This is a genomic window from Pseudomonas sp. MF09150, from assembly GCF_059862355.1.
Window position 1 is genome coordinate 64,805 of the sequence record NZ_JCBCUS010000014.1, and the last position, 25,265, is coordinate 90,069.

24 protein-coding genes are annotated in these 25,265 nt (G+C 61.5%); 12 read left to right on the forward strand and 12 right to left on the reverse strand.

Annotated elements, in window-relative coordinates; genetic code table 11:
* Position 1 precedes the first annotated feature (1 nt).
* From mrdA to AC19YX_RS32215, 9 genes are all read left to right on the forward strand, one after another.
* Positions 2 to 1,897 carry a penicillin-binding protein 2 gene (gene mrdA, locus AC19YX_RS32175; protein ID WP_078471646.1) on the forward strand — a complete coding sequence of 632 codons (1,896 nt, stop codon included), beginning with the start codon at positions 2 to 4 and terminating at the stop codon, positions 1,895 to 1,897.
* A gap of 31 nt (positions 1,898 to 1,928) precedes the next feature.
* Positions 1,929 to 3,032 carry a rod shape-determining protein RodA gene (rodA, locus tag AC19YX_RS32180; RefSeq protein WP_078471647.1) on the forward strand — a complete coding sequence of 368 codons (1,104 nt, stop codon included), beginning with the start codon at positions 1,929 to 1,931 and terminating at the stop codon, positions 3,030 to 3,032.
* Between the two features lie 5 nt (positions 3,033 to 3,037).
* Complete coding sequence (gene mltB / locus AC19YX_RS32185) at positions 3,038 to 4,060, forward strand: lytic murein transglycosylase B (protein ID WP_371106507.1); 1,023 nt, start codon at positions 3,038 to 3,040, stop codon at positions 4,058 to 4,060.
* Complete coding sequence (locus tag AC19YX_RS32190; protein WP_078471649.1) at positions 4,060 to 5,070, forward strand: septal ring lytic transglycosylase RlpA family protein; 1,011 nt, start codon at positions 4,060 to 4,062, stop codon at positions 5,068 to 5,070. Before mltB ends, AC19YX_RS32190 begins: the two co-directional genes overlap by 1 nt.
* Positions 5,071 to 5,245: 175 nt before the next feature.
* Positions 5,246 to 6,403 carry a D-alanyl-D-alanine carboxypeptidase family protein gene (locus AC19YX_RS32195; RefSeq protein ID WP_078471650.1) on the forward strand — a complete coding sequence of 386 codons (1,158 nt, stop codon included), beginning with the start codon at positions 5,246 to 5,248 and terminating at the stop codon, positions 6,401 to 6,403.
* A gap of 84 nt (positions 6,404 to 6,487) precedes the next feature.
* Entirely contained in the window at positions 6,488 to 6,763 is a 276-nt protein-coding gene (locus AC19YX_RS32200; protein WP_008152827.1) for a DUF493 domain-containing protein, read from the forward strand.
* Positions 6,763 to 7,410: a lipoyl(octanoyl) transferase LipB gene (gene lipB, locus AC19YX_RS32205; RefSeq protein WP_500607833.1), complete on the forward strand. Its 648-nt coding sequence runs from the start codon at positions 6,763 to 6,765 to the stop codon at positions 7,408 to 7,410. Before AC19YX_RS32200 ends, lipB begins: the two co-directional genes overlap by 1 nt.
* Positions 7,411 to 7,441: 31 nt before the next feature.
* Positions 7,442 to 8,437 (forward strand): lipoyl synthase, encoded by a 996-nt coding sequence (gene lipA / locus AC19YX_RS32210; RefSeq protein WP_161955756.1) that lies wholly within the window; start codon positions 7,442 to 7,444, stop codon positions 8,435 to 8,437.
* 176 nt (positions 8,438 to 8,613) lie between these two features.
* A complete protein-coding gene (locus tag AC19YX_RS32215) occupies positions 8,614 to 9,561 on the forward strand; it encodes a S66 peptidase family protein (RefSeq protein WP_500607834.1) in 948 nt (315 codons plus the stop codon).
* 38 nt (positions 9,562 to 9,599) lie between these two features.
* Here AC19YX_RS32215 and AC19YX_RS32220 read toward each other — a convergent pair whose 3' ends face one another.
* The 5 genes from AC19YX_RS32220 to leuS form a co-directional block, all read right to left on the reverse strand.
* Positions 9,600 to 10,922 carry a lytic murein transglycosylase gene (locus AC19YX_RS32220; protein WP_500607835.1) on the reverse strand — a complete coding sequence of 441 codons (1,323 nt, stop codon included), beginning with the start codon at positions 10,920 to 10,922 and terminating at the stop codon, positions 9,600 to 9,602.
* Positions 10,923 to 10,983: 61 nt separating this feature from the next.
* The gene (gene arfA / locus AC19YX_RS32225) at positions 10,984 to 11,145 is read right to left on the reverse strand and encodes an alternative ribosome rescue factor ArfA (RefSeq protein ID WP_020295286.1); all 162 of its coding nucleotides are present in this window, start codon (positions 11,143 to 11,145) and stop codon (positions 10,984 to 10,986) included.
* 130 nt (positions 11,146 to 11,275) lie between these two features.
* Complete coding sequence (gene holA, locus AC19YX_RS32230; RefSeq protein WP_201128156.1) at positions 11,276 to 12,313, reverse strand: DNA polymerase III subunit delta; 1,038 nt, start codon at positions 12,311 to 12,313, stop codon at positions 11,276 to 11,278.
* Between the two features lie 39 nt (positions 12,314 to 12,352).
* The gene (locus tag AC19YX_RS32235) at positions 12,353 to 12,958 is read right to left on the reverse strand and encodes an LPS-assembly lipoprotein LptE (RefSeq protein ID WP_078471655.1); all 606 of its coding nucleotides are present in this window, start codon (positions 12,956 to 12,958) and stop codon (positions 12,353 to 12,355) included.
* Between the two features lie 90 nt (positions 12,959 to 13,048).
* Positions 13,049 to 15,655, reverse strand: a complete 2,607-nt coding sequence (gene leuS / locus AC19YX_RS32240; protein ID WP_500607836.1) for a leucine--tRNA ligase — start codon at positions 15,653 to 15,655, stop codon at positions 13,049 to 13,051.
* A 260-nt stretch (positions 15,656 to 15,915) separates the two neighbouring features.
* Between leuS and AC19YX_RS32245 the strand changes: the two genes are divergently transcribed.
* Both AC19YX_RS32245 and AC19YX_RS32250 read left to right on the forward strand, forming a co-directional pair.
* Positions 15,916 to 16,236, forward strand: coding sequence for a hypothetical protein (locus AC19YX_RS32245; RefSeq protein WP_201128154.1), 321 nt, complete (start codon positions 15,916 to 15,918; stop codon positions 16,234 to 16,236).
* Between the two features lie 126 nt (positions 16,237 to 16,362).
* Positions 16,363 to 17,124, forward strand: coding sequence for a YdcF family protein (locus AC19YX_RS32250; protein WP_500607837.1), 762 nt, complete (start codon positions 16,363 to 16,365; stop codon positions 17,122 to 17,124).
* A gap of 55 nt (positions 17,125 to 17,179) precedes the next feature.
* On the opposite strand, the gene lnt is transcribed toward AC19YX_RS32250, so the two are convergent.
* From lnt to miaB, 5 genes are all read right to left on the reverse strand, one after another.
* Complete coding sequence (lnt, locus tag AC19YX_RS32255) at positions 17,180 to 18,703, reverse strand: apolipoprotein N-acyltransferase (RefSeq protein WP_078471659.1); 1,524 nt, start codon at positions 18,701 to 18,703, stop codon at positions 17,180 to 17,182.
* Positions 18,704 to 18,711: 8 nt separating this feature from the next.
* A complete protein-coding gene (locus AC19YX_RS32260) occupies positions 18,712 to 19,551 on the reverse strand; it encodes a CorC family transporter (protein ID WP_020295293.1) in 840 nt (279 codons plus the stop codon).
* Positions 19,552 to 19,592: 41 nt separating this feature from the next.
* Positions 19,593 to 20,051, reverse strand: a complete 459-nt coding sequence (gene ybeY / locus AC19YX_RS32265; RefSeq protein ID WP_020295294.1) for an rRNA maturation RNase YbeY — start codon at positions 20,049 to 20,051, stop codon at positions 19,593 to 19,595.
* Entirely contained in the window at positions 20,044 to 21,054 is a 1,011-nt protein-coding gene (locus AC19YX_RS32270; RefSeq protein WP_020295295.1) for a PhoH family protein, read from the reverse strand. The genes ybeY and AC19YX_RS32270 overlap by 8 nt, the downstream gene beginning before the upstream one ends.
* A 170-nt stretch (positions 21,055 to 21,224) precedes the next feature.
* Positions 21,225 to 22,607 (reverse strand): tRNA (N6-isopentenyl adenosine(37)-C2)-methylthiotransferase MiaB, encoded by a 1,383-nt coding sequence (gene miaB / locus AC19YX_RS32275; protein WP_078471660.1) that lies wholly within the window; start codon positions 22,605 to 22,607, stop codon positions 21,225 to 21,227.
* A 134-nt stretch (positions 22,608 to 22,741) separates the two neighbouring features.
* Here miaB and AC19YX_RS32280 point away from each other — a divergent pair, with 134 nt between their 5' ends.
* Entirely contained in the window at positions 22,742 to 23,068 is a 327-nt protein-coding gene (locus AC19YX_RS32280) for a DUF1820 family protein (RefSeq protein ID WP_020295297.1), read from the forward strand.
* 132 nt (positions 23,069 to 23,200) lie between these two features.
* On the opposite strand, the gene AC19YX_RS32285 is transcribed toward AC19YX_RS32280, so the two are convergent.
* Positions 23,201 to 23,755, reverse strand: coding sequence for a tetratricopeptide repeat protein (locus tag AC19YX_RS32285; protein WP_020295298.1), 555 nt, complete (start codon positions 23,753 to 23,755; stop codon positions 23,201 to 23,203).
* 223 nt (positions 23,756 to 23,978) lie between these two features.
* Positions 23,979 to 25,262 (reverse strand): glutamate-1-semialdehyde 2,1-aminomutase, encoded by a 1,284-nt coding sequence (gene hemL, locus AC19YX_RS32290; protein WP_500607838.1) that lies wholly within the window; start codon positions 25,260 to 25,262, stop codon positions 23,979 to 23,981.
* Positions 25,263 to 25,265: the final 3 nt, after the last annotated feature.

Genomic DNA, 25,265 nt, shown 5'->3' on the forward strand with positions numbered 1-25,265 from the left:
AATGTCCCAGCCGATCCGCATCAAGGACCACGAGAAAGACGCCCGTCTGGTGCGTGGCCGGGTCGTGTTCGGTGCAATTGCAGTGGTGTGCCTGATCGGGGTGCTGATCGCGCGGTTGTATTTTCTGCAGGTCATCCAGTACGAGTACCACTCGACCCTGTCGGAAAACAACCGCGTCCATGTGCAGCCGATTCCACCGACCCGCGGCCTGATTTTTGACCGCAACGGCGTCGTGGTGGCGGATAACCGGCCGAGCTTCAGCCTGAGCATGACCCGCGAGCGCTCCGGCGACTGGCGCCAGGTTCTCGATGTGATTGTCGAGGTGCTGGAGCTGACGCCGGAGGACCGCGTGCTCTTCGAAAAGCGCATGAGTCAGGGGCGGCGGCCATTCGAACCGGTGCCGATTCTGTTTGAGCTCAACGAAGAGCAGATCGCCCGGATCGCGGTCAACCAGTTCCGCCTGCCGGGCGTGGAAGTGGTGGCCCAGTTGGTGCGCCATTACCCCCAGGGCGCGCACTTTGCGCACTCGGTGGGCTACATGGGGCGGATCAACGAGAAAGAGCTGAAGTCCCTGGATCCGGTCAACTACAGCGGCACTCACCATATCGGCAAGACCGGTATCGAGCGCTTCTACGAGCCGGAATTGCACGGCCAGGTGGGCTACGAAGAAGTCGAGACCAACGCCCGCGGCCGCGTGCTGCGGGTGCTCAAGCGCACCGATCCGATTCCTGGCAAAGACATTGTCCTGAGCCTCGACATCAAGCTGCAGGAAGCCGCCGAACTGGCCTTGGGCGGGCGTCGTGGCGCGGTGGTGGCCCTGGATCCCACCACCGGTGAAGTACTGGCGATGGTCAGCCAGCCAAGCTTCGACCCGAACCTGTTCGTGACCGGCATCAGCTTCAAGGCCTATGCCGAGTTGCGCGATTCGATCGATCGTCCGCTGTTCAACCGGGTGCTGCGCGGCCTTTATCCGCCGGGCTCGACCATCAAACCAGCGGTGGCGATTGCCGGTCTCGATTCGGGCGTGGTCACGGCCTCGACCCGGGTCTTCGATCCGGGTTATTACCAATTGCCCAATTACGATCACAAGTACCGCAACTGGAACCGCACCGGTGACGGCTATGTCGACCTGGACACGGCGATCATGCGTTCCAACGACACCTACTTCTATGACCTGGCCCACAAGCTGGGGATCGATCGGTTGTCGGCCTACATGAACAAGTTCGGTATCGGGCAGAAGGTGTCCCTGGACATGTTCGAGGAATCACCAGGGCTGATGCCGTCCCGTGAATGGAAGCGCGCCACCCGGCGCCAGGCCTGGTTCCCGGGGGAAACCCTGATTCTCGGGATCGGCCAGGGCTACATGCAGTCGACCCCTTTGCAGCTGGCCCAGGCCACTGCGCTGGTGGCCAGCAAGGGCAAGTGGAACCGCCCGCACCTGGCCAAGACCATCGAGGGCGAAAAGCCGGTGGATGAAAATCCGATGCCGGACATCGTCCTGCGTGACCCGTCGGACTGGACCAAGGTCAATCACGGTATGCAGCAGGTGATGCACGGCGCTCGCGGTACCGCGCGCAAGGCGGCAGTCGGCGCGCAGTATCGGATCGCCGGCAAGAGTGGTACCGCCCAGGTGGTCGCCATCAAGCAGGGCGAGAAGTACGACCGCTCCAAAGTCCAGGAACGCCACCGCGACCACGCCCTGTTTGTCGGGTTTGCCCCGGCGGACAACCCCAGAATCGTGGTCTCGGTCATGGTCGAGAACGGTGAGTCGGGTTCCGGCGTCGCGGCCCCGGTAGTGCGTCAGATCATGGATGCCTGGCTGCTTGGCCAGGACGGTCAGCTCAAGCCCGAGTTCGCCAGCCCTATCAGCGCGGAGGCTACGGCCCGTGAAGAGTAATTTTGATCGCATCCTCTCCAGCGAGGATGTGATGCGGCGTCGCGCGACTCTGTTGCAGCGCATGCACATCGATGGACCGTTATTGATCCTGCTGCTGACCCTGGCGGCCGGCAGCCTGTTTGTCCTGTACTCGGCCAGCGGCAAGAGCTGGGACCTGCTGGCCAAGCAGGCGACCTCGTTCGGCATCGGCCTGGTGTCGATGATCGTGATCGCCCAGTTCGAGCCGCGCTTCATGGCGCGCTGGGTACCGCTGGCCTATGTGTTCGGCGTGGTACTGCTGGTGGTGGTGGATGTCATGGGGCACAACGCCATGGGCGCCACCCGCTGGATCAACATCCCGGGGGTGATTCGCTTCCAGCCGTCGGAATTCATGAAGATCATCATGCCCGCGACCATTGCCTGGTACCTGGCCAAGCGCACCCTGCCGCCGCAACTCAAGCACGTGGGGATCAGCCTGGTGCTGATCGGTATTCCGTTCATTCTGATCGTGCGCCAGCCCGACCTCGGCACCTCGCTGCTGATTCTCGCCGGCGGCGCCTTCGTGCTGTTCATGGGTGGGCTGCGCTGGCGCTGGATCCTCAGTGTGCTGGCGGCGGCGGTGCCGGTGGCGGTGGCGATGTGGTTCTTTATCATGCACGACTACCAGAAGCAGCGGATCCTGACCTTCCTCGATCCGGAGAGCGATCCGCTCGGCACCGGCTGGAACATTATCCAGTCCAAGGCGGCCATCGGTTCCGGCGGCGTATTTGGCAAAGGCTGGTTGTTGGGCACTCAGTCGCACCTGGACTTTCTCCCGGAAAGCCACACCGACTTCATCATTGCGGTGATGGGCGAGGAGTTCGGTCTGGTGGGCATCTGCGCGCTGCTGCTGATCTATCTGTTGTTGATCGGTCGCGGGCTGGTGATTACCGCCCAGGCGCAGACGCTGTTCGGTAAATTGCTCGCCGGCAGCCTGACCATGACGTTTTTTGTTTACGTTTTCGTCAACATCGGTATGGTCAGTGGCCTGTTGCCGGTTGTAGGGGTGCCGTTGCCGTTCATTAGCTACGGAGGAACTTCGCTGGTGACACTGCTGTCAGCGTTTGGGGTTTTGATGTCGATCCATACCCATCGTAAGTGGATCGCGCAGGTTTGAAAAAGGTGAAGAATTCAATGCAAGTAATGCGTGGCTGGGCCGCTCGGTATGCACCGTGGGTCGGTCTGGTAGGCATCCTTGGTGCAACGCAGGAAGCGTTGGCCGGCGATTACGAGGGTTCGCCGCAAGTGGCCGAGTTCGTGGGTGAAATGACCCGCGATTATGGTTTTGCAGGCGAGCAGCTGATGGGTGTGTTCCGCGAGGCTGAACGCAAGCAATCGATTCTGGACGCCATTTCAAGGCCTGCCGAGCGCGTCAAGCAATGGAAAGATTACCGGCCAATGTTCATCACCGACGCGCGCATTGCCCGCGGGGTGGACTTCTGGCGTCAGCACGAAGCCGCATTGGCCCGTGCCGAGCAGGAATATGGCGTGCCGGCCCAGGTGATAGTGTCGATTATCGGCGTTGAGACCTTTTTTGGTCGAAATACCGGTAATTACCGGGTGATCGATGCTTTATCCACCCTGAGTTTTGATTATCCGCCGCGCGCCGAGTTCTTCCGCAAGGAACTGCGCGAGTTTTTGCTGCTGGCCCGTGAAGAGCAGGTTGACCCCTTGACGCTCAAGGGCTCCTACGCCGGGGCCATGGGGCTGCCGCAGTTCATGCCGAGCAGCTTTCGCGCGTACGCCGTGGATTTCGACGGTGACGGCCACATTAATATCTGGACCAATCCGGACGATGCCATTGGCAGCGTCGCCAGCTACTTCAAGCGCCACGGCTGGGTTGCCGGCGAGCCGGTGGTCAGCCGCGCCGATGTGCGCGGCGATCAGGTCGATGAAGGCCTGACCACCGGCATCGAGCCGACGAAAACCGTCGGGGAGTTGCGGGCCCTGGGCTGGTCGAGTCATGATGCGCTGCGCGATGATTTGCCCGTCACCGCCTTCCGCCTGGAAGGCGACAATGGCCCGGAATACTGGATGGGCCTGAAGAATTTTTACGCGATCACGCGTTATAACCGCAGCGTGATGTACGCCATGGCCGTACATCAGTTGTCTGAACAGCTGGTCCAAGCACGGGGCGTCAAGTAATGCCGGCATCGCCAATTCGCAAACCCCTGAAGCTGGTGGCTTTCGCCGCGTTGTCCTTGCTGGTGGTCAGTTGCTCGACGAGTCGAGCGCCGCAACAGAAATCCTCGACCGCGGTGCGTTCCGCCCCGGGCCTGGATATCAACCGTGCCCACAAGGACGGCGCGCCCTGGTGGGATGTCGACGTTTCACGCATTCCCGATGCCACCCCGACCCTGCACACCGGGCCCTACAAGGCCAACCCTTATACGGTGCTGGGCAAGACCTATTTCCCTATGGCCGAATCCAAGCGCTATGTCGCGTCGGGCACGGCCTCTTGGTACGGCACCAAGTTTCACGGGCAGAACACCGCCAATGGCGAGGTGTATGACCTGTATGGCATGAGCGCGGCGCACAAGACACTGCCGCTGCCCAGTTACGTGCGGGTGACCAACCTGGACAACAACAAGACCGTGATTCTGCGGGTCAACGACCGTGGGCCGTTCTACTCTGATCGCATCATCGACCTGTCCTACGCCGCAGCGAAAAAGCTCGGGTATGCCGAGACCGGCACGGCGCGGGTCAAGGTTGAAGGCATCGATCCCCAGGAGTGGTGGGCCCAGCGTGGTCGCCCGGCGCCGTTGATGCTCAATGAACCGCAGGTGGCGCAGAATGCCGCGCCGACGGTCACGGCATCGACTGGCACGGTAGAACAATGGACGCCGCCGCCCCAGCAGCACGCTGCCGCCGTGGTGCCGGTGCAGCTGGAGGCCAAGAAAGCGGCTGCTTCCCCAGCCTCTGGCCAGTATCTGCAGGTGGGCGCCTTCGCCAACCCGGATGCTGCCGAATTGCTGAGGTCGAAGTTGAGCGGAATGGTGAGCGCCCCGGTGTTCATCAGTTCGATCGTGCGTAATCAGCAGACCCTGCACCGGGTGCGCCTGGGGCCGATCGGCTCGCCGGGTGAGATTCAGCAAGTGCAGAACAGCGTGCGCCTGGCCAATCTGGGTCAGCCGAGCGTCGTGACTGCCGAGTGATTTTTTGATTCAGGGTCTGCCCGCGTGCGGGTGGCCTAGGTTGTTGGCTCTGTGAACAACAAAAACCCGGCAAGGGTCAGTGAGTGAACAACTGAACACGCGACAGCCCGTCAGAAGGCTGTCTGATTAGTTTTGCCCGAGAGGGCAAGTTTCCATTAGCTACTTCGAGAGACGGATGAACATCACCACCTTTGCCAAACGCCTGTGCCTGCTTGTCCCGCTGATCATCACGCCCGCTGCCTGGGCGGTAGAGGCGATGCCGTCGCCACCGCAACTGGCCGCCAAGTCCTATGTGCTCATGGATGCCAGCAGCGGTAACGTGCTGGTGGAGAACAATGGTGACCAGCGTCTGCCGCCAGCCAGCCTGACCAAGCTGATGACAGCCTACATCGCGACCCTGGAAATCCGTCGCGGCCAGATCGGCGAGAACGACCCGGTGACCGTCAGCGAGAACGCCTGGCGCACCGGCGGTTCGCGGATGTTCATCAAGGTCGGTTCGCAGGTGACCGTCAGCGACCTGCTGCACGGCATCATCATCCAGTCGGGTAACGACGCCAGCGTTGCGGTTTCCGAGCACATCGCCGGCAGCGAAGACGCATTCGCCGACATGATGAACAAGACGGCCGGCGACCTGGGCATGAGCAACAGCCACTTCATGAACCCGACCGGCCTGCCGAACCCTGAACACTACTCGTCGGCCCACGACATGGCGGTGCTGGCTCGCGCGATCATCCACGAAGACCCGGCTCACTATGCGATCTACTCGCAGAAAGAGTTCTTCTGGAACGGTATCAAGCAACCTAACCGCAACCTGCTGCTGTGGCGCGACAAGACTGTCGACGGTCTGAAAACCGGCCATACCGACGAGGCCGGCTACTGCATGGTGTCCTCGGCCGTGCGTGATGGCATGCGTCTGATCGCGGTGGTCTTCGGCACCAACAGCGAACAGGCTCGCGCCGCCGAGACCCAGAAGTTGCTGACCTACGGTTTCCGCTTCTTCGAAACCCAGACCTTCTATCAGAAAGGCACCGAGCTGGCCCAAGCACCGGTCTGGAAAGGCACCACCCACCAAGTCAAGGCCGGCCTGGCTGAAGACCTGACCATGACCATGCCCAAGGGCCAGCTGAAGAAGCTCGCCGCCAGCATGACCATGAACCCGCAACTGGTCGCGCCTATCGCCAAGGGCGACGTGATCGGCAAGGTTGAGGTCAAACTGGACGACAAGGTCGTACACAGCGCCGACCTGATCGCTCTGGAAGCGGTCGAGGAAGGTGGTATCTTCCGCCGCATGTGGGATAGCATCCGTCTATTCTTCTACGGCTTGTTCAACTGATTACTGTTGTCGACGGACATGGGCCCTGCTCTGAAACAGACCAGGGCCCATGTCCGTCGCCACGGCTTACGAGGCCGTTTTGCCATGACAGACACTGAAGTAAAGGCGCCAAAGATCGAATTCCCTTGCGCGGATTACCCGATCAAGGTGATTGGCGACACCGGTGTGGGTTTCAAGGACAAGATCATCGCGATCCTTGAGAAGCACGCCACCGTTGACCACAAGACCCTGGCCGAACGCCAGAGTACCAACGGCAAGTACACGACTATCCAGCTGCATATCATCGCCACCGGTCAAGAACAGCTGTACGACATCAACAGCGAGTTGCGGGCTACCGGTTTCGTACACATGGTGCTGTGATGCAGCAACCGCTCGGCTTTCGCGAGCTTGGCCGGATGGATTACGAGCCGGTCTGGCACGCCATGCAGCGTTTTACCAATGAGCGCGGCAGTGATGCCGCCGATGAAATCTGGCTGGTCGAGCATTCACCGGTGTTTACTCAAGGCCAGGCCGGCAAGGCGGAACACCTGCTGATTCCCGGGGATATCCCGGTGGTCCAGGCGGACCGAGGCGGGCAGGTGACCTATCACGGTCCCGGCCAGCTGGTGGCTTACCTGCTGCTGGATGTGCGCCGGCTCGGGTTTGGTGTGCGCGAGCTGGTCAGTCGGATGGAATGCTGCCTGATCGAGTTGCTGGCCAGTTATGGCGTGACAGCGGCAGCCAAGCCGGATGCGCCTGGCGTGTACGTTAACGGGGCGAAAATCGCCTCCCTGGGCCTGCGGATTCGCCATGGTTGCTCCTTTCATGGCCTGGCCCTGAATGTGGATATGGATCTTGAGCCGTTTCGACGGATTAACCCCTGCGGCTATGCCGGGCTGGCGATGACCCAGCTGTGCGAGCACACAGGGACGATTGAATTTGCCGAGGTAAGTGCCCGGCTGCGCGCGCAGCTCGTCAAACACCTCGACTATGCTGAGCAGACGACCCTAACGGGCGGAATCGACTGATATGACTACTGCGCAAGACGCTGTGCAAACCATGATCCCGACGCTCGATATCACCGAGCGCCCGGCCCCGCGTGCCAAGGTTGAAGCCGGCGTCAAGCTGCGCGGCGCCGAAAAGGTTGCACGCATCCCGGTGAAGATCATTCCGACCACCGAGCTGCCGAAGAAGCCGGACTGGATTCGCGTACGGATTCCGGTGTCCCCGGAAGTCGATCGCATCAAGGCCTTGCTGCGCAAGCACAAGCTGCACAGCGTTTGCGAAGAGGCCTCCTGCCCTAACCTGGGCGAATGCTTCTCCGGCGGCACCGCGACCTTCATGATCATGGGTGACATCTGCACCCGTCGTTGCCCGTTCTGTGACGTCGGCCACGGCCGTCCGAAACCACTGGATGTCAACGAGCCGGAAAGCCTGGCCATCGCCATTGCCGACCTGCGTCTGAAGTACGTGGTGATCACCTCGGTCGACCGTGATGACCTGCGTGACGGCGGTGCTCAGCACTTTGCCGACTGCATCCGCGAAATCCGTAAATTGTCGCCGAATGTACTGCTCGAAACTCTGGTTCCGGATTACCGCGGCCGGATGGACGTGGCACTGGCAATCACCGCTGCCGAGCCACCGGATGTGTTCAACCACAACCTGGAAACCGTACCGCGCCTGTACAAGGCTGCGCGTCCGGGTTCGGACTACCAGTGGTCGTTGACCCTGCTGCAGAAATTCAAGCAGATGATGCCGCTGATCCCGACCAAGTCCGGCTTGATGCTGGGCCTGGGCGAGACCGACGATGAAGTGATCGAAGTCATGAAGCGCATGCGCGAACACGACATCGACATGCTGACCCTGGGCCAGTACCTGCAGCCGTCGCGCAGCCACTTGCCGGTCCAGCGCTTCGTGCACCCGGACACCTTCGCCTGGTTCGCCGAGGAAGGTTATAAGATGGGCTTCAAGAATGTCGCCTCGGGCCCGCTGGTGCGTTCGTCGTACCACGCCGACGAGCAGGCGAAACTGGTCAAGGCCAGCCTGGTCTCCTGATTCGCGACCGGTAAAAGCGCCCGCAAGGCTTGCCTTGTGGGCGTTTTCGTTTCTGCGGTATCGACATCACCTTTCTTTGCAGATAAATCCCAGGTCTTTCCAGGCATTCCGGGGCTTTTTTTGCTCAGCAATCCTGTCTACTGTGAGCCACACAATCCACGTCGGGAGAACCATGGATGACCACCCAGCCGATTGAAACATTGCTCGCCCATCTGCCGGTGCCGGCCCTGCTGCCTGAAGGGCAGATCGGCCTGATCGCACCTGCCGGACCCGCAGCCCTGGATGTTGATAAAGCCGTGCAATGGATGCGCGCGCGGGGCTATGCATTGCGGATCTTCCCGGGCGTGGGTGAGGCTGACGGCTACCTGGCGGGCAGCGACGAGGTGCGGTTGCAGGACCTGCACGCGGCCTTTGCCGACAAGGCGATCGGCGCCATTCTCTGCCTGCGTGGGGGCTATGGCAGCCCGCGGTTACTGGACCGGATCGACTACGACCTGCTGCGGCGCAATCCCAAGCCGTTTATCGGCTACAGCGATATCACCGCCTTGCACCTGGCGATACACCGTTATGCGGGATTCGTGACCTTTCACGGGCCGATGCTCAACGCCGACCTGTTGGGCGGCAAGCAGGCACCGACCGAGGCTTCGTTGTTCGGCATGCTGCGCGGCCAGTTCAAGGCCGGCAGCGTGCTGGCGCATCCGGTGGCCTATCCCTTGAACACCATCGAGCCGGGAATTGCCTGTGGCCAGTTGCGGGGGGGCAACCTGTCGATGATTGCGGCGACCATGGGCACGCCCTACGAGATCAATGCCCAGGACGTTATTCTCTTCATCGAAGACATCAATGAGCCGCTCTACCGCATCGACCGTCTGCTGACTCACCTGCGCCTCGCGGGCAAGCTGCAGCAGTTGCGGGGGGTGTTGGTCGGGGATGTGGCGGGAGTGGACCCCGAGGCTCTTGCACGCCTGCTCAAGCAGACCTTTGCCCCCCTGCGCATTCCGGTACTTGCCGGGTGGCGCAGTGGCCATTGCGATCCCAACCTGACCTTGCCGCTCGGGGCTTTGGTCAGGCTGGATGCGGGTGAGCAGCAACTGGTCCTGGAGCAGGACGTGGTGCTGAGGTAGCGCGATGGGCCTGGGACGTGCTCCCTGGCCGTCTCTGGTCATTGATTGCGCAGGCTTTCCAGCAACTTATGGGTCGGGTAGCCATCTGCCGGCCAGCCGAATGATTGCTGCGCGCTGCGGATCGCCTTGCGGGTATTGGCGCCGATGATGCCGTCTGCAGTGCCTGCGTCGTAGTTGCGGGCGCTCAGCAGGTTTTGCAACTCGATACGCTCGGAGCGGCTCAGTGGCAGGTCATCCTTGGGCCAGGCGCCGCTGATCAGGCCGGCACCGGTGAAGCGTTCGGAAAGCAGATTGACTGCCAGCGCGTAGGACGACGAGTTGTTGTACTTGAGCACTGCACGGAAGTTATCGAGGATCAGGAACGCCGGTCCCCGGTAACCCGCAGGCAATAGCAGGGCTGCTGAGAGGTGTTCCGTGCCCGCCGGCAGATTGCTGCCGTTGGGCAGCTTCAGGCCCAGCTTTGCCCATTCGGCGACACTTTTACGGATGGCGCCGTCGGCCAGTGAGTAATCGAAGTTATCGGCCAATCGCACCTCGAAGCCCCAGGGTTGGCCTTTTTGCCAGCCCGAGCTTTGCAGGTAATGGGCGGTCGAGGCCAGGGCATCAGCCGGGCTATTCCAGATGTCGCGACGGCCGTCGCCGTCGAAGTCCACGGCGTGGGTGTTATAGGTGGTCGGAATGAACTGGGTCTGGCCCATGGCGCCAGCCCAGGAGCCGAGCATCTTTTCCGGCTGGATGTCGCCCTGCTGGAGGATCTGCAGGGCGGCAATCAGTTGGCTGTTGGCGAAGGCTGGACGCCGTCCCTCATAGGCCAGGGTTGCCAGGGAGCGAATGACCGACTTGTTGCCCTGGAAGTCGCCGAAATTGCTTTCCATGCCCCAGACGGCCACCAGTGCCTGGCGGTCGACGCCGTAGCGCTGTTCGATCTTTTGCAGAGTGTCAGCGTATTGGGTGAGCAGGGCCTGGCCTTTGCGCACTCGCAGCGGTGATACCGCACCGTCCAGGTATTCCCATACCGGCCGGCTGAATTCCGGCTGGCTACGGTCGGCCTTGATCACGCTCATGTCTGGAGTAATGCCGGCGAAAGCGCGATCGAACAGTTCGGCACGGATGCCAGCATTCAAGGCTTCGACGCGGAACCCGGCCTGCCATTCAGCGAAGGTCTGGGTGGGTTGGATATCCAGATTGTCGACGGTCAGTGGAGCGATAGTCGCAGGAGCTGCCAGCGGGGCGGCTTGAAGGTTGGGCAGTGGCTGGGCGTCGGCGGCTGTAGGTTTTTCCGCGCAGGCGACAAGCAGAATAAGACTGGAGGCGGCGGCCAGTTGGCGAAGGCGCCAATGACGGGAATTACGGAGGGGCATGCACAGGTCCAGGGAATACGAATCAGGTGCAGACCTTACCATGCCAAAGGGGAGCTTGCCTTCAGGCGGCCAGAAAGTAAGAAGCCTCCCAGCTTTTAGACTGGAAGGCTTCGCGGCGGTAGCTGCCTTTGCCCTTGGCGGGTTGTTCCTGACGGCTGCGGAACAGTGGCTGGGCAATGATGGATTTGGCCTTGTTGGGGCCATGCTTGGATGGCTTGCTCATGGGATCTCTCGCTGTGCTGGTGAGTTGTACGGCGCAGATGATCGGCCAGAGTTCGGCTGTTGTCCAGCCCCTGTGATGTGTAGGTGATTTCGCCAGTGATCGCTTATCGAGAGCGGGCAGGCACTGTCAGTTACTCCGCCGGCAGTGCCAGGCGTTGCCCCGACATCAGCAGCGACAGGCGGCTCAAGCTGCTCCAGGGCGAGCCAGCGGCCTGGCCCTTGATCTGGGCATCGATACGCTGGGCATCCAATAGCAGTTGTCCCCAGCGTTGCGCCGAATAGCGTTGCAGGGCTTTGCTCATCAGCGGCTTGCGTTTGTCCCAGACTGGGGGGCGGGCTTGGCTGAAGACTTTATCCAGGGGTACGCCCTGGCTGAATTGCAGCGACAGATTACCCAGCAACCGCAGTTCCCGGGACAGCGCCCAGAGAATCACCGGAGGCTCAACGCCTTCACCACGCAGGCCTTCGAGCATGCGCAAGGCGTGCGCGGCTTCGCCATTGAGAATGGCGTCCACCAGCCCGAACACATCGAACCGAGCGCTGTCGGCAACCGCAGCCTGCACGGTCTCGACGGTCAGTTGTCCGCCTTCGGCCATCAGCTTGAGCTTTTCGATTTCCTGTGCGGCGGCCAGCAGGTTGCCTTCGACCCGTGCGGCAATCAGTTCAACCGCGTCCTGGCTGGCAGAAAGCCCAGCCTGGGACAAGCGCTGGCGAATCCACTGTGGCAGCTGGTTGGCGTCCACTGGCCAGATCTGCACGAACTGAGTCTGCTCGCCTTCGACCAGGGCCTTGCCCCACTTGGTCTTCTGCGCGCTGCCATCGAGCTTGGGCAGGCTGATAAGCAGCAAGGTGTCTTCGGCAGGGCGTGAGCAGTACTCGATCAGCGCTGCTGCGCCCTTGTCGCCGGGCTTGCCCGACGGCAGGCGCAGCTCCAGCAAGCGCTTTTCGGCGAACAGCGACATGCTTGCGCCGGCTTGCAGCAGCGTGCCCCAGTCGAAACTGGCATCGGCGCTGAACACCTGGCGTTCGTCATAGCCTTGCTGGCGGGCCGCGGTGCGGATCGCGTCGGCAGCTTCCTGGCACAGCAACGGGTCATCGCCACTGATCACATAGACCGGTGCGAGGCTGCCTTGCAGGTGTTTACCGAGTTGGGCGGGGGCGAGTTTCATAAAGAAGGGCAAGCGGGGCGCCTGGGCGCCCCGCAAGGCTTACTGGTTCGGCAACTGCATTGGCGACTGTTGCGGTGTTTCCGCTTCAGCCTTCTGTGCCGCTTCCAGGGCGTCGGCGTCGGCCTTGGCCTTGTTCCTCGCCGTCTGCTCAAGCTGCTGCAGTTGCTCCGGGTGCAGCAGCTGCAGGCGCAATACCATGCGCTGCACCAGGTCGCGGCGCATTTCCTTGCGCACTTCGATCGCCTCCTGGTCGGTACCTACCAGGTTGCTGCCGTCGTGGATATAGACCTTCTGTACTTGCATTTTGTCATCGAGCAACACGAGGTTATCGCTGCTGAGGATCTGGTAGTTCAGTACGTTAGTGATCTCATACTCGGTGGAACGACCGGCGCCGGCGTAGCTGAGGCTGCGCTGGCTTTCCTGTTCGTTGGTCAGTACCAGCTTGTACGGCGCGCCAGTGTGGATCTCGATGCCACTGTTCTGCAGTATCTGACGCAGGAGGGTGACGGTTTCGCCATAGGCGTTGCGTGCACTCAGGTCGAGTTCCTTGAACGCCATGTCGTAGTTGCCGGTGCCGCGCAGCTGGAAGCCGCAGGCGCTTAGCAGTACAGCCAGGCCCATCACCAGCAGATTGCGTTTGATCATCTTGTTGCTCCCCTTGAAACCATGTGGGCCGACTCTGCGGCCCTGGAGGTTTTATGCGGCGCCAGGTCAATGACCTGGCACCTGATCCAATTAGCTAGCGACGATATTAACCAGTTTGCCGGGCACGACGATCACTTTGCGAATCGTCAGGCCTTCGGTGAAGCGCAGCACGTTCTCGTTGCTGCGAGCAGCGGCTTCGACCTCTTCGCGGCTGGCGCTGGCCGGCATTTCGATCTGCCCGCGCAGCTTGCCATTCACTTGGATGACCAGTTGCAGCGTGTCCTGTACCAGGGCGCTGTCATCCTGTACCGGCCAGCCGGCGTCGATCACCGCGCCACTGTGGCCCAAGCGGTTCCATAGATCGTGGCTGATGTGCGGCGTGATTGGCGCCAGCAACAGGACGACCGTTTCCAGGCCTTCCTGAACCAGTGCGCGGTCCTGTTCGGTGATTTGCGGTGCTTTTTCCAGCACGTTCATCAGCGTCATCACCTGGGCGATGGCCGTGTTGAATTTGTGATTCTGGCCCACGTCCTGGCTGGCCTGGCGGATAGCCAGGTGGGTACTGCGACGAATGACTTTTTGCTCATCGTTCAAGCTGGCCACATCCAGTTTGCCTGGGAGACCCTGGCTGATATGGGCGTGCGCCAGGCGCCAGACGCGCTTGAGGAAGCGGTGCGAACCTTCAACGCCGGAGTCGGACCATTCCGCGCTCATGTCAGGCGGCGAGGCGAACATCATGAACAGGCGGCAGGTATCGGCGCCGAACTGGTCGATCATCGACTGAGGGTCGACGCCGTTGTTCTTGGACTTGGCCATCTTCTCGGTGCCACCGATCTCTACCGGCAGACCATCGCTGATCAGCTTGGCACTGATCACCTTGGCTTTGCCGTCACGCTCCAGCTCGACGTCCGCCGGGTTGAACCAGGTGTAGGCGCCATTGGCTTCGCGGCGATAGTAAGTCTCGGCAACCACCATGCCTTGGGTCAGCAGGTTTTTGAACGGTTCATCAGAGGTCACCAGGCCTTCGTCGCGCATCAGCTTGTGGAAGAAGCGCGCGTAAAGCAGGTGCAGGATCGCGTGTTCGATGCCGCCGATGTACTGATCCACCGGTAACCAGTGGTCAGCCGCGGATTTTTCCACCAGCCCGCCTTCATAGTGTGGCGAGGCGTAGCGGGCGTAGTACCACGAGGACTCGACGAAGGTGTCCATGGTGTCGGTTTCACGCTTGGCCGGAGCACCGCATTTCGGGCAGGCGCATTCGTAGAACTCTGGCATGCGCGCCAATGGCGAACCGGCGCCGTCCGGCACCACGTCTTCGGGCAGCACGACGGGCAGTTGCTCTTCCGGGACCGGCACATCACCGCAGCTGTCGCAGTGGATGATCGGGATCGGGCAGCCCCAGTAGCGCTGGCGGCTGATGCCCCAGTCGCGCAGGCGGAACTGGGTACGCGAGGCACCCAGGTTTTTCTTGATCAGCGCCACTTCCATGGCGTCGAAGGCGCCTGCGAAGTCGAGACCATCGAACTCGCCGGAGTTGATCAGCGTGCCGTGCTCGCCATAGGCGTCTTGCCAGGGTGCCGGGTTGGTATCACCGGAGCTGGTGCGCACCACCGACTTGATCGGCAGGTTGTACTTGGTGGCGAATTCGAAATCGCGCTCGTCGTGTGCTGGAACAGCCATCACTGCGCCATCGCCGTAATGCATCAGCACATAGTTGGCGACCCACACCGGAAGTTTTTCACCGGTCAACGGGTGCTCGACGAACAGCGAGGTCGGCAGGCCTTTCTTCTCCTGGGTGGCGACATCGGCTTCCGCGACGCTGCCGCCTTTGCATTCGGCGATAAAGGCCTGCAGCTCAGGGTTGTTCTGGGCCGCCAGGGCCGCCAGTGGATGCTCGGCAGCCACGGCAACGTAAGTCGCGCCCATCAGGGTGTCCGGGCGGGTGGTGAAGACTTTCAGTACGCCCGCTTCGCCGATGGAGTCGACGTTGTACGGGAACTGCACTTCCATGCCGCGGGACTTGCCGATCCAGTTGCGCTGCATGGTCTTGACCTGCTCAGGCCAGCCCGGCAGATCGTCGAGGCTCGACAAGAGTTCATCCGCGTAGGCGGTGATCTTGAAGTAGTACATCGGGATTTCGCGCTTTTCGATCAGCGCGCCGGAACGCCAGCCGCGCCCGTCGATCACCTGCTCGTTGGCCAGCACGGTCTGGTCGATAGGGTCCCAGTTCACGGTGCCGTTTTTGCGGTAGATCACGCCTTTTTCGAACAGGCGAGTGAACAGCCATTGTTCCCAGCGGTAGTAATCCGGCTTGCAGGTGGTCACTTCACGGGACCAGTCCACGGCCAGGCCCAGGCTGCGCAGCTGGGTCTTCATGTAGGCGATGTTTTCGTAGGTCCACTTGGCGGGAGCCACGTTGTTCTTCATCGCGGCGTTTTCCGCCGGCATGCCGAAGGCGTCCCAACCCATGGGTTGCAGGACGTTTTTGCCCAGCATGCGCTGGTAGCGGGAGATGACGTCGCCGATGGTGTAGTTGCGCACATGCCCCATGTGTAGCTTGCCGCTGGGGTAAGGGAACATCGATAGGCAATAGAAAGTCTCCTTGCCTGGCTGTTCACTGACTTCAAAGGACTTTTGCTCATCCCAGAATGACTGGGCGGCGGCTTCAATTTCACGGGGCTGATATTGTTCGTGCATGGCTACTTTTGAACTGAATAGGGGTGGCCTAATCCTCTTCATTGCAACGTTGGGCGGTGATGGCGCCAGATACGGCGTTTTCGAGGCCCAGTCGAGCTGGAAGTGGAGTTACAGGAAGCGCCGTAGCATACATGACCGCGCTCTGCCGAGGGAAACCCTGATTGCGCGCCCTGGGCCGTTGGTCGCGGCGCCAGGCCGCTTTCATCTGCCCGGCTAAGCTGAAATTGGGGAGCAAGACTGATCTTCAATGAGGTGAGCGGATGGCTGAGTCGCAGCAAAAAGCTACAAAACCCGAGTTGTACGAAAAGCTTATAGATCGTTTGGCATTGGCGCTGGATGCAGCAAAAACGGCGGGTCGCTTGCGCGATGAGCGTCCCCTGGAGCTGGAGTTGCGAGGTCTGAGTCGCGCCGAGTTCGAGTTGGTCAAGGCGTATCTGGATCGCAGTGAGCGTATGACGCAGGCAGGCGTGCTGGAGAGTTTGAGGCAGTGCGCAGCGCCACGTTCAGCCAAAGTCATCTGGTTGAAAGACAGGCTGCCATTGAGGGAGCAGGTAAAGGCCCGTTCCCTGAGGTGCAAGTAGCCCTGAGCTGCTCGTTTTGGTCTGCCTCCGGCTGCTGGCGCGGGCCTTGAGGTTTGAAAGTCATCTCGCGCCTGTTGTTGCAGGGCGTCTATCCACATAGGCTTCGGGCATCTTTGGAGATGCCCGATGCCCTTTCGTTATTTCATCAAACAATTGCTGTTGCCGCCCGGTGTCCTATTGCTGTTGCTGGCCCTTGCCTGGTGGTTTCGTAAAACGCGCCCACGCTTGGCCGGGCTGTGTTTTGCCCTTGGCCTGGGCGGTTTCTGGCTGATGAGTCTGCCGGTGATGGTGGAGTGGGGTGCCAGAGCCCTGGAGCGCGAGCCGGCGCTGGCGACAGATCAGTGGGCGGCGCTGGCCGAGCGGGCGGATGCGATTGTGGTGTTGGGTTCCGGGCGCGAACGGGGTGATCCGGCCTGGGGGTACGACCAGCCCACCGGTGTAGGCCTCGAGCGTGAGCGCTATGCCGCGCGACTGGCCAAGGCCTCTGGCCTGCCGATATTGACCAGTGGCGGCTTGCACTATGGCACGCCGCCGACCGAGGCTGCGCTGATGGCCGAGTCGTTGATGGGGGACTTCGGGGTGGCGGTGCGCTGGCAGGAAGGGCGCAGCCGCACCACTTGGGAGAATGCTCAGTTCAGCGCCGAAGTGCTGTTGCCCCAGGGCATCAAGCGAGTGGTGGTCGTGACCCAGGCCTGGCACATGCCGCGTGCGGCCTGGAGCTTCGAGCAGGCAGGTTTTACCGTGGTGCCGGCGCCGGTGGGTTTTCTGGGGGTGGATAATGCGCGGCCGCTGGGCGGCTGGATGCCGGAGTTCAAGTCGATCTGGCAGAGCGGCCAGTTGTTGAACGAAGCCGTGGGGCAGGTGGGCTACAAGCTGTTCTATCGCTGAGGGCCGACAAGCCAGGGCCCGCAGCCACGGGCGGGAACGGCTTGCCGGCGTCGGGTCAAACGGTCTTGGCAATACGACTGGCCAGCAACGCCCAGCCAAACAACAGCCCGCACAGGATGATCAATGGCCATGAGCGCCATTGCAGATAGGGCGTGAGGTTATGCATGGGCACCACTTCGCCGTAGAGAATCCCGCGCTCAAACTGCGGAATCTGCACGGTGATCTTGCCAAACGGGTTGATCAGCCCGGTCACCCCGTTGTTGGTGGCACGGATCATCCAGCGCCCGGCTTCCAGGGCGCGCATCTGAGCCATCTGCAAATGCTGCAGGGGGCCGATCGAGGTGCCGAACCAGGTGTCGTTGCTGATGGTCAGCAACAAGTCGCTGCGAGCCGAGAGGCCGGCGGCGAATTCCGGGTAAACCACCTCGTAACAAATAAACGGTGCGATCTGATAACCCTTGGCCTGCAGCAGCGGCTGGTCGGCGGGGCCACGGGCGAAGTCCGACATCGGCAGGTTGAAGAAGTCGATCAGGCCGCGCAGCAGGTCCTGCAGGGGCACGTACTCGCCAAAGGGCACCAGCTTCTGTTTCAGGTAAGTGCCATCGCCTTCGCCAACCACGGTGATGCCATTGAAGAAGCGTTTTTCGTGGCGCAGTTCCTGGCGAATCGGAACCCCGGTGATCAGCGCGGAATGCCTGTCAGCCGCAAAGTTGCCCATCATCGCCAAGTAGCCTTCAGCAGATTCCTTGAGCACGGGGACTGCGGTTTCCGGCCAGATCAGCAGGTCCACAGGCTTGGAACTGAAGCTCATGTCGCGGTACAGCGCCAGTTGCGCGTTGAGCTGGGCCGGGTCCCATTTCATGCTCTGTTCGATGTTGCCCTGAATGGCGGCAACGGACAGCGGCTTGCCCGATGGGCTGGTCCAGGCGTGGTCCTTGAGGCTGAGGCCGATTACCCAGGGTGCAGCCAGTAGCAGCAGGCCGGCGACGATAAAGCCTTTGCGTCCGGCCCGGATCAATCGCGGCAGGTTGTAGAGCAGCGCAGCGGTCAGGGCGAGGGAGAAGGAAATCAGCCACATGCCGCCCAATGGCGCGAGCCCGGCCAGGGGGCCATCGAGCTGGCTGTAGCCGGAATAGAGCCATGGGAAGCCGGTCAGGAACCAGCCGCGAAAGGCCTCCTGGGCCAGCCACAGGGCAGCGAACGCCAGGGCATCGGCCAGGGGCGCTTCATTGCGCCGCAGCCAGCGTGCCCAGAGCCAGGCGGGCAGGGCGAAGAACCAGGCGATTGCAGCAATGAACGCCAGCATCAGCAGGCCAGCCAGCAGCGCTGAGGCGCCGCCGTAGGTATGGATGCTGACGTAGATCCAGCTGGTGCCGGCGCCGAACAGGCCAAAGCCGAAGCACCAGCCACGGCCCAGGGCTTGACGGGGTGTCAGCTCACGCAGGCCGGCGTAGAAAAAGCCGACCGCCAGCAGGGCCAGCGGCCAGATATCGTACGGTGCCAGGGCCAGGGTGGTGATTGCGCCAGCCGCCACGGCCAGCAGGTTACCGGGCCAGCCGGGGCGGGTGATCCAACGCATGTCAGTCCTTAGCGGGAGATAGGGGTCAGGCGCAGCAGGTGGATCCGGCGGCTGTCGGCATTCAGGATGCGGAAGCGATAGGCGCCGATTTCGGTGATTTCATTACGCTTGGGCAAGTGCCCGAACGCGCTCATCACCAGGCCACCCACTGTGTCGAATTCATCGTCGGAGAACTCGCTGTCGAAAAACTCGTTGAAGTTCTCGATCGGCGTCAGTGCCTTGATCAGGAAGTCGCCGCTGGGCAACGGCTTGATGTAGCTGTCTTCCTCGACGTCATGTTCGTCCTCGATGTCGCCGACGATCTGTTCCAGCACGTCCTCGATGGTCACCAGGCCGGCGACGCCGCCGTATTCGTCGATGACGATCGCCATGTGGTTGTGGTTGGCGCGGAACTCGCGCAGCAGCACATTCAGGCGCTTGGACTCCGGCACGAACGTCGCCGGGCGCAGCAGATCCTTGATGTTGAAGCTGTCGCCGTTCTCCTTGAGGATCAGCGGCAGCAGGTCCTTGGCCAGGAGGACGCCCATCACGTCGTCATGGCTTTCGCCGATCACCGGGTAGCGCGAGTGCGCGGAATCGATGACTGCGGGCAGGAACTCGCGCGGGGTCTGGGTCGCCTTGATGCTGATCATCTGCGAGCGCGGGACCATGATGTCCCGAACTTGCAGGTCCGCAACCTGGATGGCGCCTTCGACGATGGCCAGCGCTTCGCTGTCCAGCAGCTTGTTCTGATGGGCTTCGCGCAGCAGCTCCAGCAGCTCCTGGCGGTTTTTCGGCTCATGGGCAAAAGCCTGGGTGAGCTTACCCAGCCATGACTTCTGCCCGTTGCTCGATCGATCTTCGCTCATAGCGATTACTCTAAATCCTTGGTTGTTACAGGTGGATGTAATTAAGACTCGTCGTCGGCATAAGGGTCGCGATGACCCAGTTCTGCAAGCAACGTTCGTTCCAGTGCTTCCATTTCTTCGGCTTCGTCGTCATCTATATGGTCGTAACCCAGTAGATGCAAGCAGCCGTGAATGACTAGATGTGCCCAATGGGCCTCAAGTTCCTTGCCTTGCTCCGCCGCTTCGCGTTCGACCACTTCAATGCAGATCACCAGGTCGCCGAGCAGCGGAATATCCAGCAGCTCGTCCGGCACATCGGCCGGGAACGACAGCACATTGGTGGCGTAATCCTTGTGGCGCCAGGTGTGGTTCAGCTCGCGCCCTTCAGGCTCGTCCACCAGGCGAATGGTCAGCTCGGAGTCGGCGCTGCGCTGGCGCAAGGCCAGTTCGCACCATTGGCGGAACTGGGACTCGCTGGGGGCAGGCTTGTCACTGGCCAGTTGCAGATCAAGCTCAAGCATCGTGGCGATGGCCTTTTTCTGCAGTTGGCTCTTCGGGCGCAGGGTTTTCGAAGCGGTCGTAGGCTTCGACAATGCGCTGGACCAGCGGGTGGCGCACCACGTCCTTGGCCAGGAAGTGAGTGAAGCTGATGCCCGGGACGTCCTTGAGCACGGTGATGACCTGGGACAGTCCGGACTTGGTGCCTTTGGGCAGGTCGACCTGGGTGATGTCGCCGGTAATCACCGCGGTCGAGCCGAAGCCGATACGGGTCAGGAACATCTTCATCTGTTCGACGGTGGTGTTCTGGCTTTCGTCGAGGATGATGAAGCTGTTGTTCAGGGTGCGGCCGCGCATGTAGGCCAGCGGGGCGATCTCGATGATTTGGCGTTCGATCAGTTTGGCCACGTATTCGAAGCCGAGCATCTCGTAGAGCGCGTCGTACAGCGGGCGCAGGTAGGGGTCGATCTTCTGCGCCAGGTCGCCGGGCAGGAAACCGAGTTTTTCACCGGCTTCGACTGCAGGGCGTACCAGCAGGATGCGTCGCACTTGCTCGCGTTCCAGGGCGTCGACGGCACAGGCCACGGCCAGGTAGGTCTTGCCGGTACCGGCGGGGCCGATGCCGAAGTTGATGTCGTTATTGAGGATCTCTTTGACGTAGCGCTGCTGATTCAGGCCGCGTGGGCGAATCATGCCTTTCTTGGTACGCAACGCAACGCTGGCTTCGGCCACCGGGTTGTTGGCGAGATCCTCTACGGCGGATTCCTGCAGGTACAGGTGCACAGTTTCCGGCGACAGCTCGGTCCCCTTGGTTTCCCGGTACAGGCGGCGAATGAGGTTTTCCGCGGAGGCGGTGAGTCTGGATTCACCAATGAGTTCGAACTGGTTTCCGCGATTGCGGATCTCGATGCTCAGGCGTTGTTCGATCAAGCGCAGGTGCTCGTCGAATTGTCCGCACAGGTTGGCGAAGCGGCGAGCCTCAAAAGGCTCGAGGAGGAAGCGATGTGGTTCTATGGGTGCGTTCAAGGTCGTTTTAAGCCGCCCTGGGGCAATTAAGATGAAATCAAGGATAACGCCAGTGGCGCGGGTGCGAAAGCACTTAAATAGTGGAGCCGGTCCTCGGCAACCCAGCCTGGCCAGTGTGAGCGCTGGTCAGGCTGTTGTGAGGTTGTTCAGCTCACGCGAGCGGCAATCCTTCAGGCCACGGTGGCAGGCGCACCGACTTCTCTCGCGGTGCCGCTTTGCTCGGTTGCAGGCAGCAATGATCCGCGCAGCGAGTGCGGCTGGGCTGCATCGATGTGCACGTCGGCGAACTGGCCGATCAAGGTCGGGTTGTCGCAGCGGAAGTTGACGATGCGGTTGTTCTCGGTCCGGCCCTGCAGTTCGCCAGGGTCTTTCTTCGAATAGTCGGTGACCAGGATCCGCTGGATCGACCCGACCATTTGTCGGCTGATCTCGAAGCCTTGCTGATTCAATCGGTGCTGCAGAGCATTTAGACGTTCTTTTTTCAGCTCTTCCGGGGTGTTGTCGACCAGGTCGGCAGCCGGGGTGCCCGGACGCTGGCTGTAGACAAACGAGTAGGAAAAGTCGAAGCCGACGTCTTCGATCAGCTTCATGGTCTGTTCGAAGTCTTTTTCAGTCTCGCCCGGGAAGCCGACGATAAAGTCGGAGCTGATGCAGATGCCGGGTACCGCCGCGCGCAGTTTGCGCAGCTTGGATTTGTACTCCAGGGCCGTGTGGTTGCGCTTCATGGCCGCGAGGATCCGGTCGGAGCCCGATTGCACCGGCAGATGCAGGTGTTTCACCAGTTCCGGGACTTCGGCGTGGGCCTGGATCAGGCTGTCGGAGAATTCCAGAGGGTGCGAGGTGGTGTAGCGAATACGCTCGATGCCGTCGACCGCGGCCACCACTCGAATCAGCTCGGCCAGGTCAGCCAGGCGCCCGTCATGGGTCAGGCCGCGATAGCCGTTGACGTTCTGCCCCAGCAGGGTGACTTCGCGCACACCGTTTTCCGCGAGGTGGATGATTTCGGCGATCACATCGTCAAAGGGCCGGCTGACTTCTTCGCCGCGGGTGTAGGGCACGACGCAGAACGTGCAGTATTTGCTGCAGCCTTCCATGACCGACACATAGGCGCTTGGGCCATCGATGCGCGGCTCCGGCAGGTGGTCGAACTTTTCGATTTCCGGGAACGAGACGTCGACTTGCGGCAGTTTGGTGATGCGCGCCGCGTCGATCATTTCCGGCAGGCGGTGCAAGGTTTGCGGGCCAAAGACCACGTCGACGTAGGGTGCGCGATCGCGGATCGCCGCGCCTTCCTGGCTGGCCACGCAACCGCCGACGGCGATCACCATGTCCGGGTTGGCCAGTTTCAGTTCGCGCCAGCGGCCGAGCTGGGAGTACACCCGGTCCTGGGCGCGCTCGCGGATCGAGCAGGTATTGAGCAGGATGACGTCGGCATCTTCAGCGCGGGCAGTGACTTCCAGGGCCTGATGTTCACCCAGCAGATCGACCATGCGCGAGCTGTCGTACTCGTTCATCTGGCAACCGTGGGTTTCGATGTAAAGCTTCTTGGCCATTGGGGGATCGTCAACTGGTGGTAAAGAACCGCGCATTATAGGGGGCATGCCGATAGGTTCCTAGCACTGTGCATCGGGTGCCATGCTATAGTTCGCGCCCTCTTTTATATCCCCCGATGTGTTACCCGCCCACCATGACCAAACGTGAAGCTCCAATCTATAAGGTGATTTTCCTCAACCAGGGCCAGGTGTTCGAAATGTACGCCAAGCAGATCTATCAAAGTGATCTGTGGGGTTTCCTGGAGGTGGAAGAGTTCGTCTTTGGCGAGCGCACCCAGGTGGTCGTCGATCCGAGCGAAGAGAAGCTCAAGGCGCAGTTCGAAGGCGTGGTCCGCAGTTTTGTGCCGATGCATTCCATCGTGCGCATCGACGAAGTGGAGCGTCTGGGCACACCGAAGATCAGCGAAGCCCGCGGCATGAGCAACGTCATGCCGTTCCCGATGCCGATGCCCGAAAAGTAGTATCGGCACAGTTGCTGAGCGAGGGCGTGTACCCTCGCTCGACAGCAAGGCAGACGCAAATCTACCCCTGCGATTCATTAAGGTAAGTGCCGTGATCGGCTCGAGGGGAGTGCTGCACTCCCTGAATACAGCTCAGGGCAGAGGGGAGAAGGGCGAACGCCCGTCGGCGCTCTGCAGCTCCATCAGGTATTTGCGGAAGATCTGCCCCAGCACCTGGGTCGCTACTTCCAGTTCATCACGCTGCATGTGCTCGGCGACTTCGTCGGCCGTATCCAGCGCATCTTCGGCACCGTTGACCGCCGCCATTTTCAGCACGATATACGCCTGGACGTTATTGGCGGGTACGCCTTCACCGTGGAAAAACATGGTTCCAAGCTTGAACTGTGCCTGGGCGTGGCCTTGCAGTGAGGCTTTCTCGAAGTAGCTGAGGGCCAGGTTGAGGTCGCGCGGTGCGCCCTTGCCCTCGTAATAGAACTCGCCCAACTCGTACTGTGCTTGTGCATCGCCTTCATCGGACGCTTTCTGGCAGGCGGCGAGCGCCTCGGCCAGGTCTTGCGGCTGAGTATTCAGGGTGCAGCGACCCATCGCTGGGATCAACAACGAGTTGCCGCCCGCTTGTGCGTGCGCGAGCAGGGGCTGAAGGAGCAACAGGCAGCCCAATGCAAGGGCGCGGCCGGTGCGGTTCATGGGAATCGACTTACCTCTGGAGGGCACGCGGACCCATCGAGGGATCCAATAAGCGCGCATTATGAAATAAGCAGGGCCAACCTTACAAAGTCTTTACTCGTTTTTCTGCTGCGCGGGCGCTATATCCGCAGCTTTCGGCGGATTTATTGCTTTGCGGGGCGCAAACAGCGAGTGACGAGGTACAACCGCCGCCCGCAAATGCTGGCGGCGGTTGAGGCGGGCTTTACTTCAATGCGGCAAATGCGCGTTCTGCGGCGTCCAGGGTCAGTTTCAACTCGGCATCGCCGTGGGCGATCGAGGTGAAGCCGGCCTCGAAGGCGCTCGGCGCCAGGTACACGCCACCTTCGAGCATCAGGTGGAAGAAGCGCTTGAACAGGTTGGCGTCGCTGGCCATGACGTCGTCAAAGGTGACGATGTCGTCGGCGCCACTGAAGTACAGGCCGAACATGCCGCCTGCCTGAGTGGTGACGAACGGTATGCCTGCGGCATCGGCACGCTGTTGCAGGCCGTCGAGCAGGCGGCTGGTGTAGTCGCTGAGTTCGGCGTGGAAGCCCGGGCGGCTGATCAGGCGCAAGGTGGTCAGGCCGGCAGCCATGGCCAGCGGGTTGCCCGACAGGGTGCCGGCCTGGTAGACCGGGCCCAGCGGGGCGATGTGGTGCATGATCTCGCGCTTGCCGCCGAAGCAGCCGACCGGCATGCCGCCGCCAATGATCTTGCCGAAGGTGCTCAGGTCCGGAGTCACGCCGTAATGGGCCTGGGCGCCGCCGAGGGCGACCCGGAAGCCGGTCATCACTTCATCGAAAATCAGCACCACGCCGTGCTGGTCGCACAGGCTGCGCAGGCCTTCGAGAAAGCCCGGCGCCGGTGGCACGCAGTTCATGTTGCCAGCCACTGGCTCGACGATAATGCAGGCCACTTCCTGGCCGACTTCGCCCAGCATCTTCTCGAGCGCAGCGATATCGTTGAACGGCAGCGTCAGGGTGTGTTTGGCAAACGCTGCAGGAACACCGGCCGAGCTTGGAACGCCCTGGGTCAGCGCGCCGGAACCGGCTTTTACCAGCAGGCTGTCGGAGTGACCGTGGTAGCAGCCTTCGAACTTGATGATGCTGTCGCGGCCGGTGAAACCCCGGGCCAGGCGGATGGCGCTCATGGTGGCTTCGGTGCCGGAGCTGACCATGCGCACCATCTCCATCGACGGCACGATGGAGCAGACCAGGTCCGCCATCTCGGTTTCCATGGCCGTCGGCGCGCCGTAGGACAGGCCATGCTCCAGCTGCTTGCGTACCGCGTCCAGCACGTCCGGGTGGCTGTGGCCGAGGATCATCGGGCCCCACGAGCCAACGTAATCGACATAACGCTTGTCATCTTCGTCAGTGACGTAGGCGCCTTCGGCGTGCTTGAAGAACAACGGGGTACCGCCAACGCTCTTGAACGCACGAACGGGCGAATTCACGCCGCCGGGGATGTGTTTCTGGGCATTGGCAAACAGAGTTTCGGAACGGGACATGAT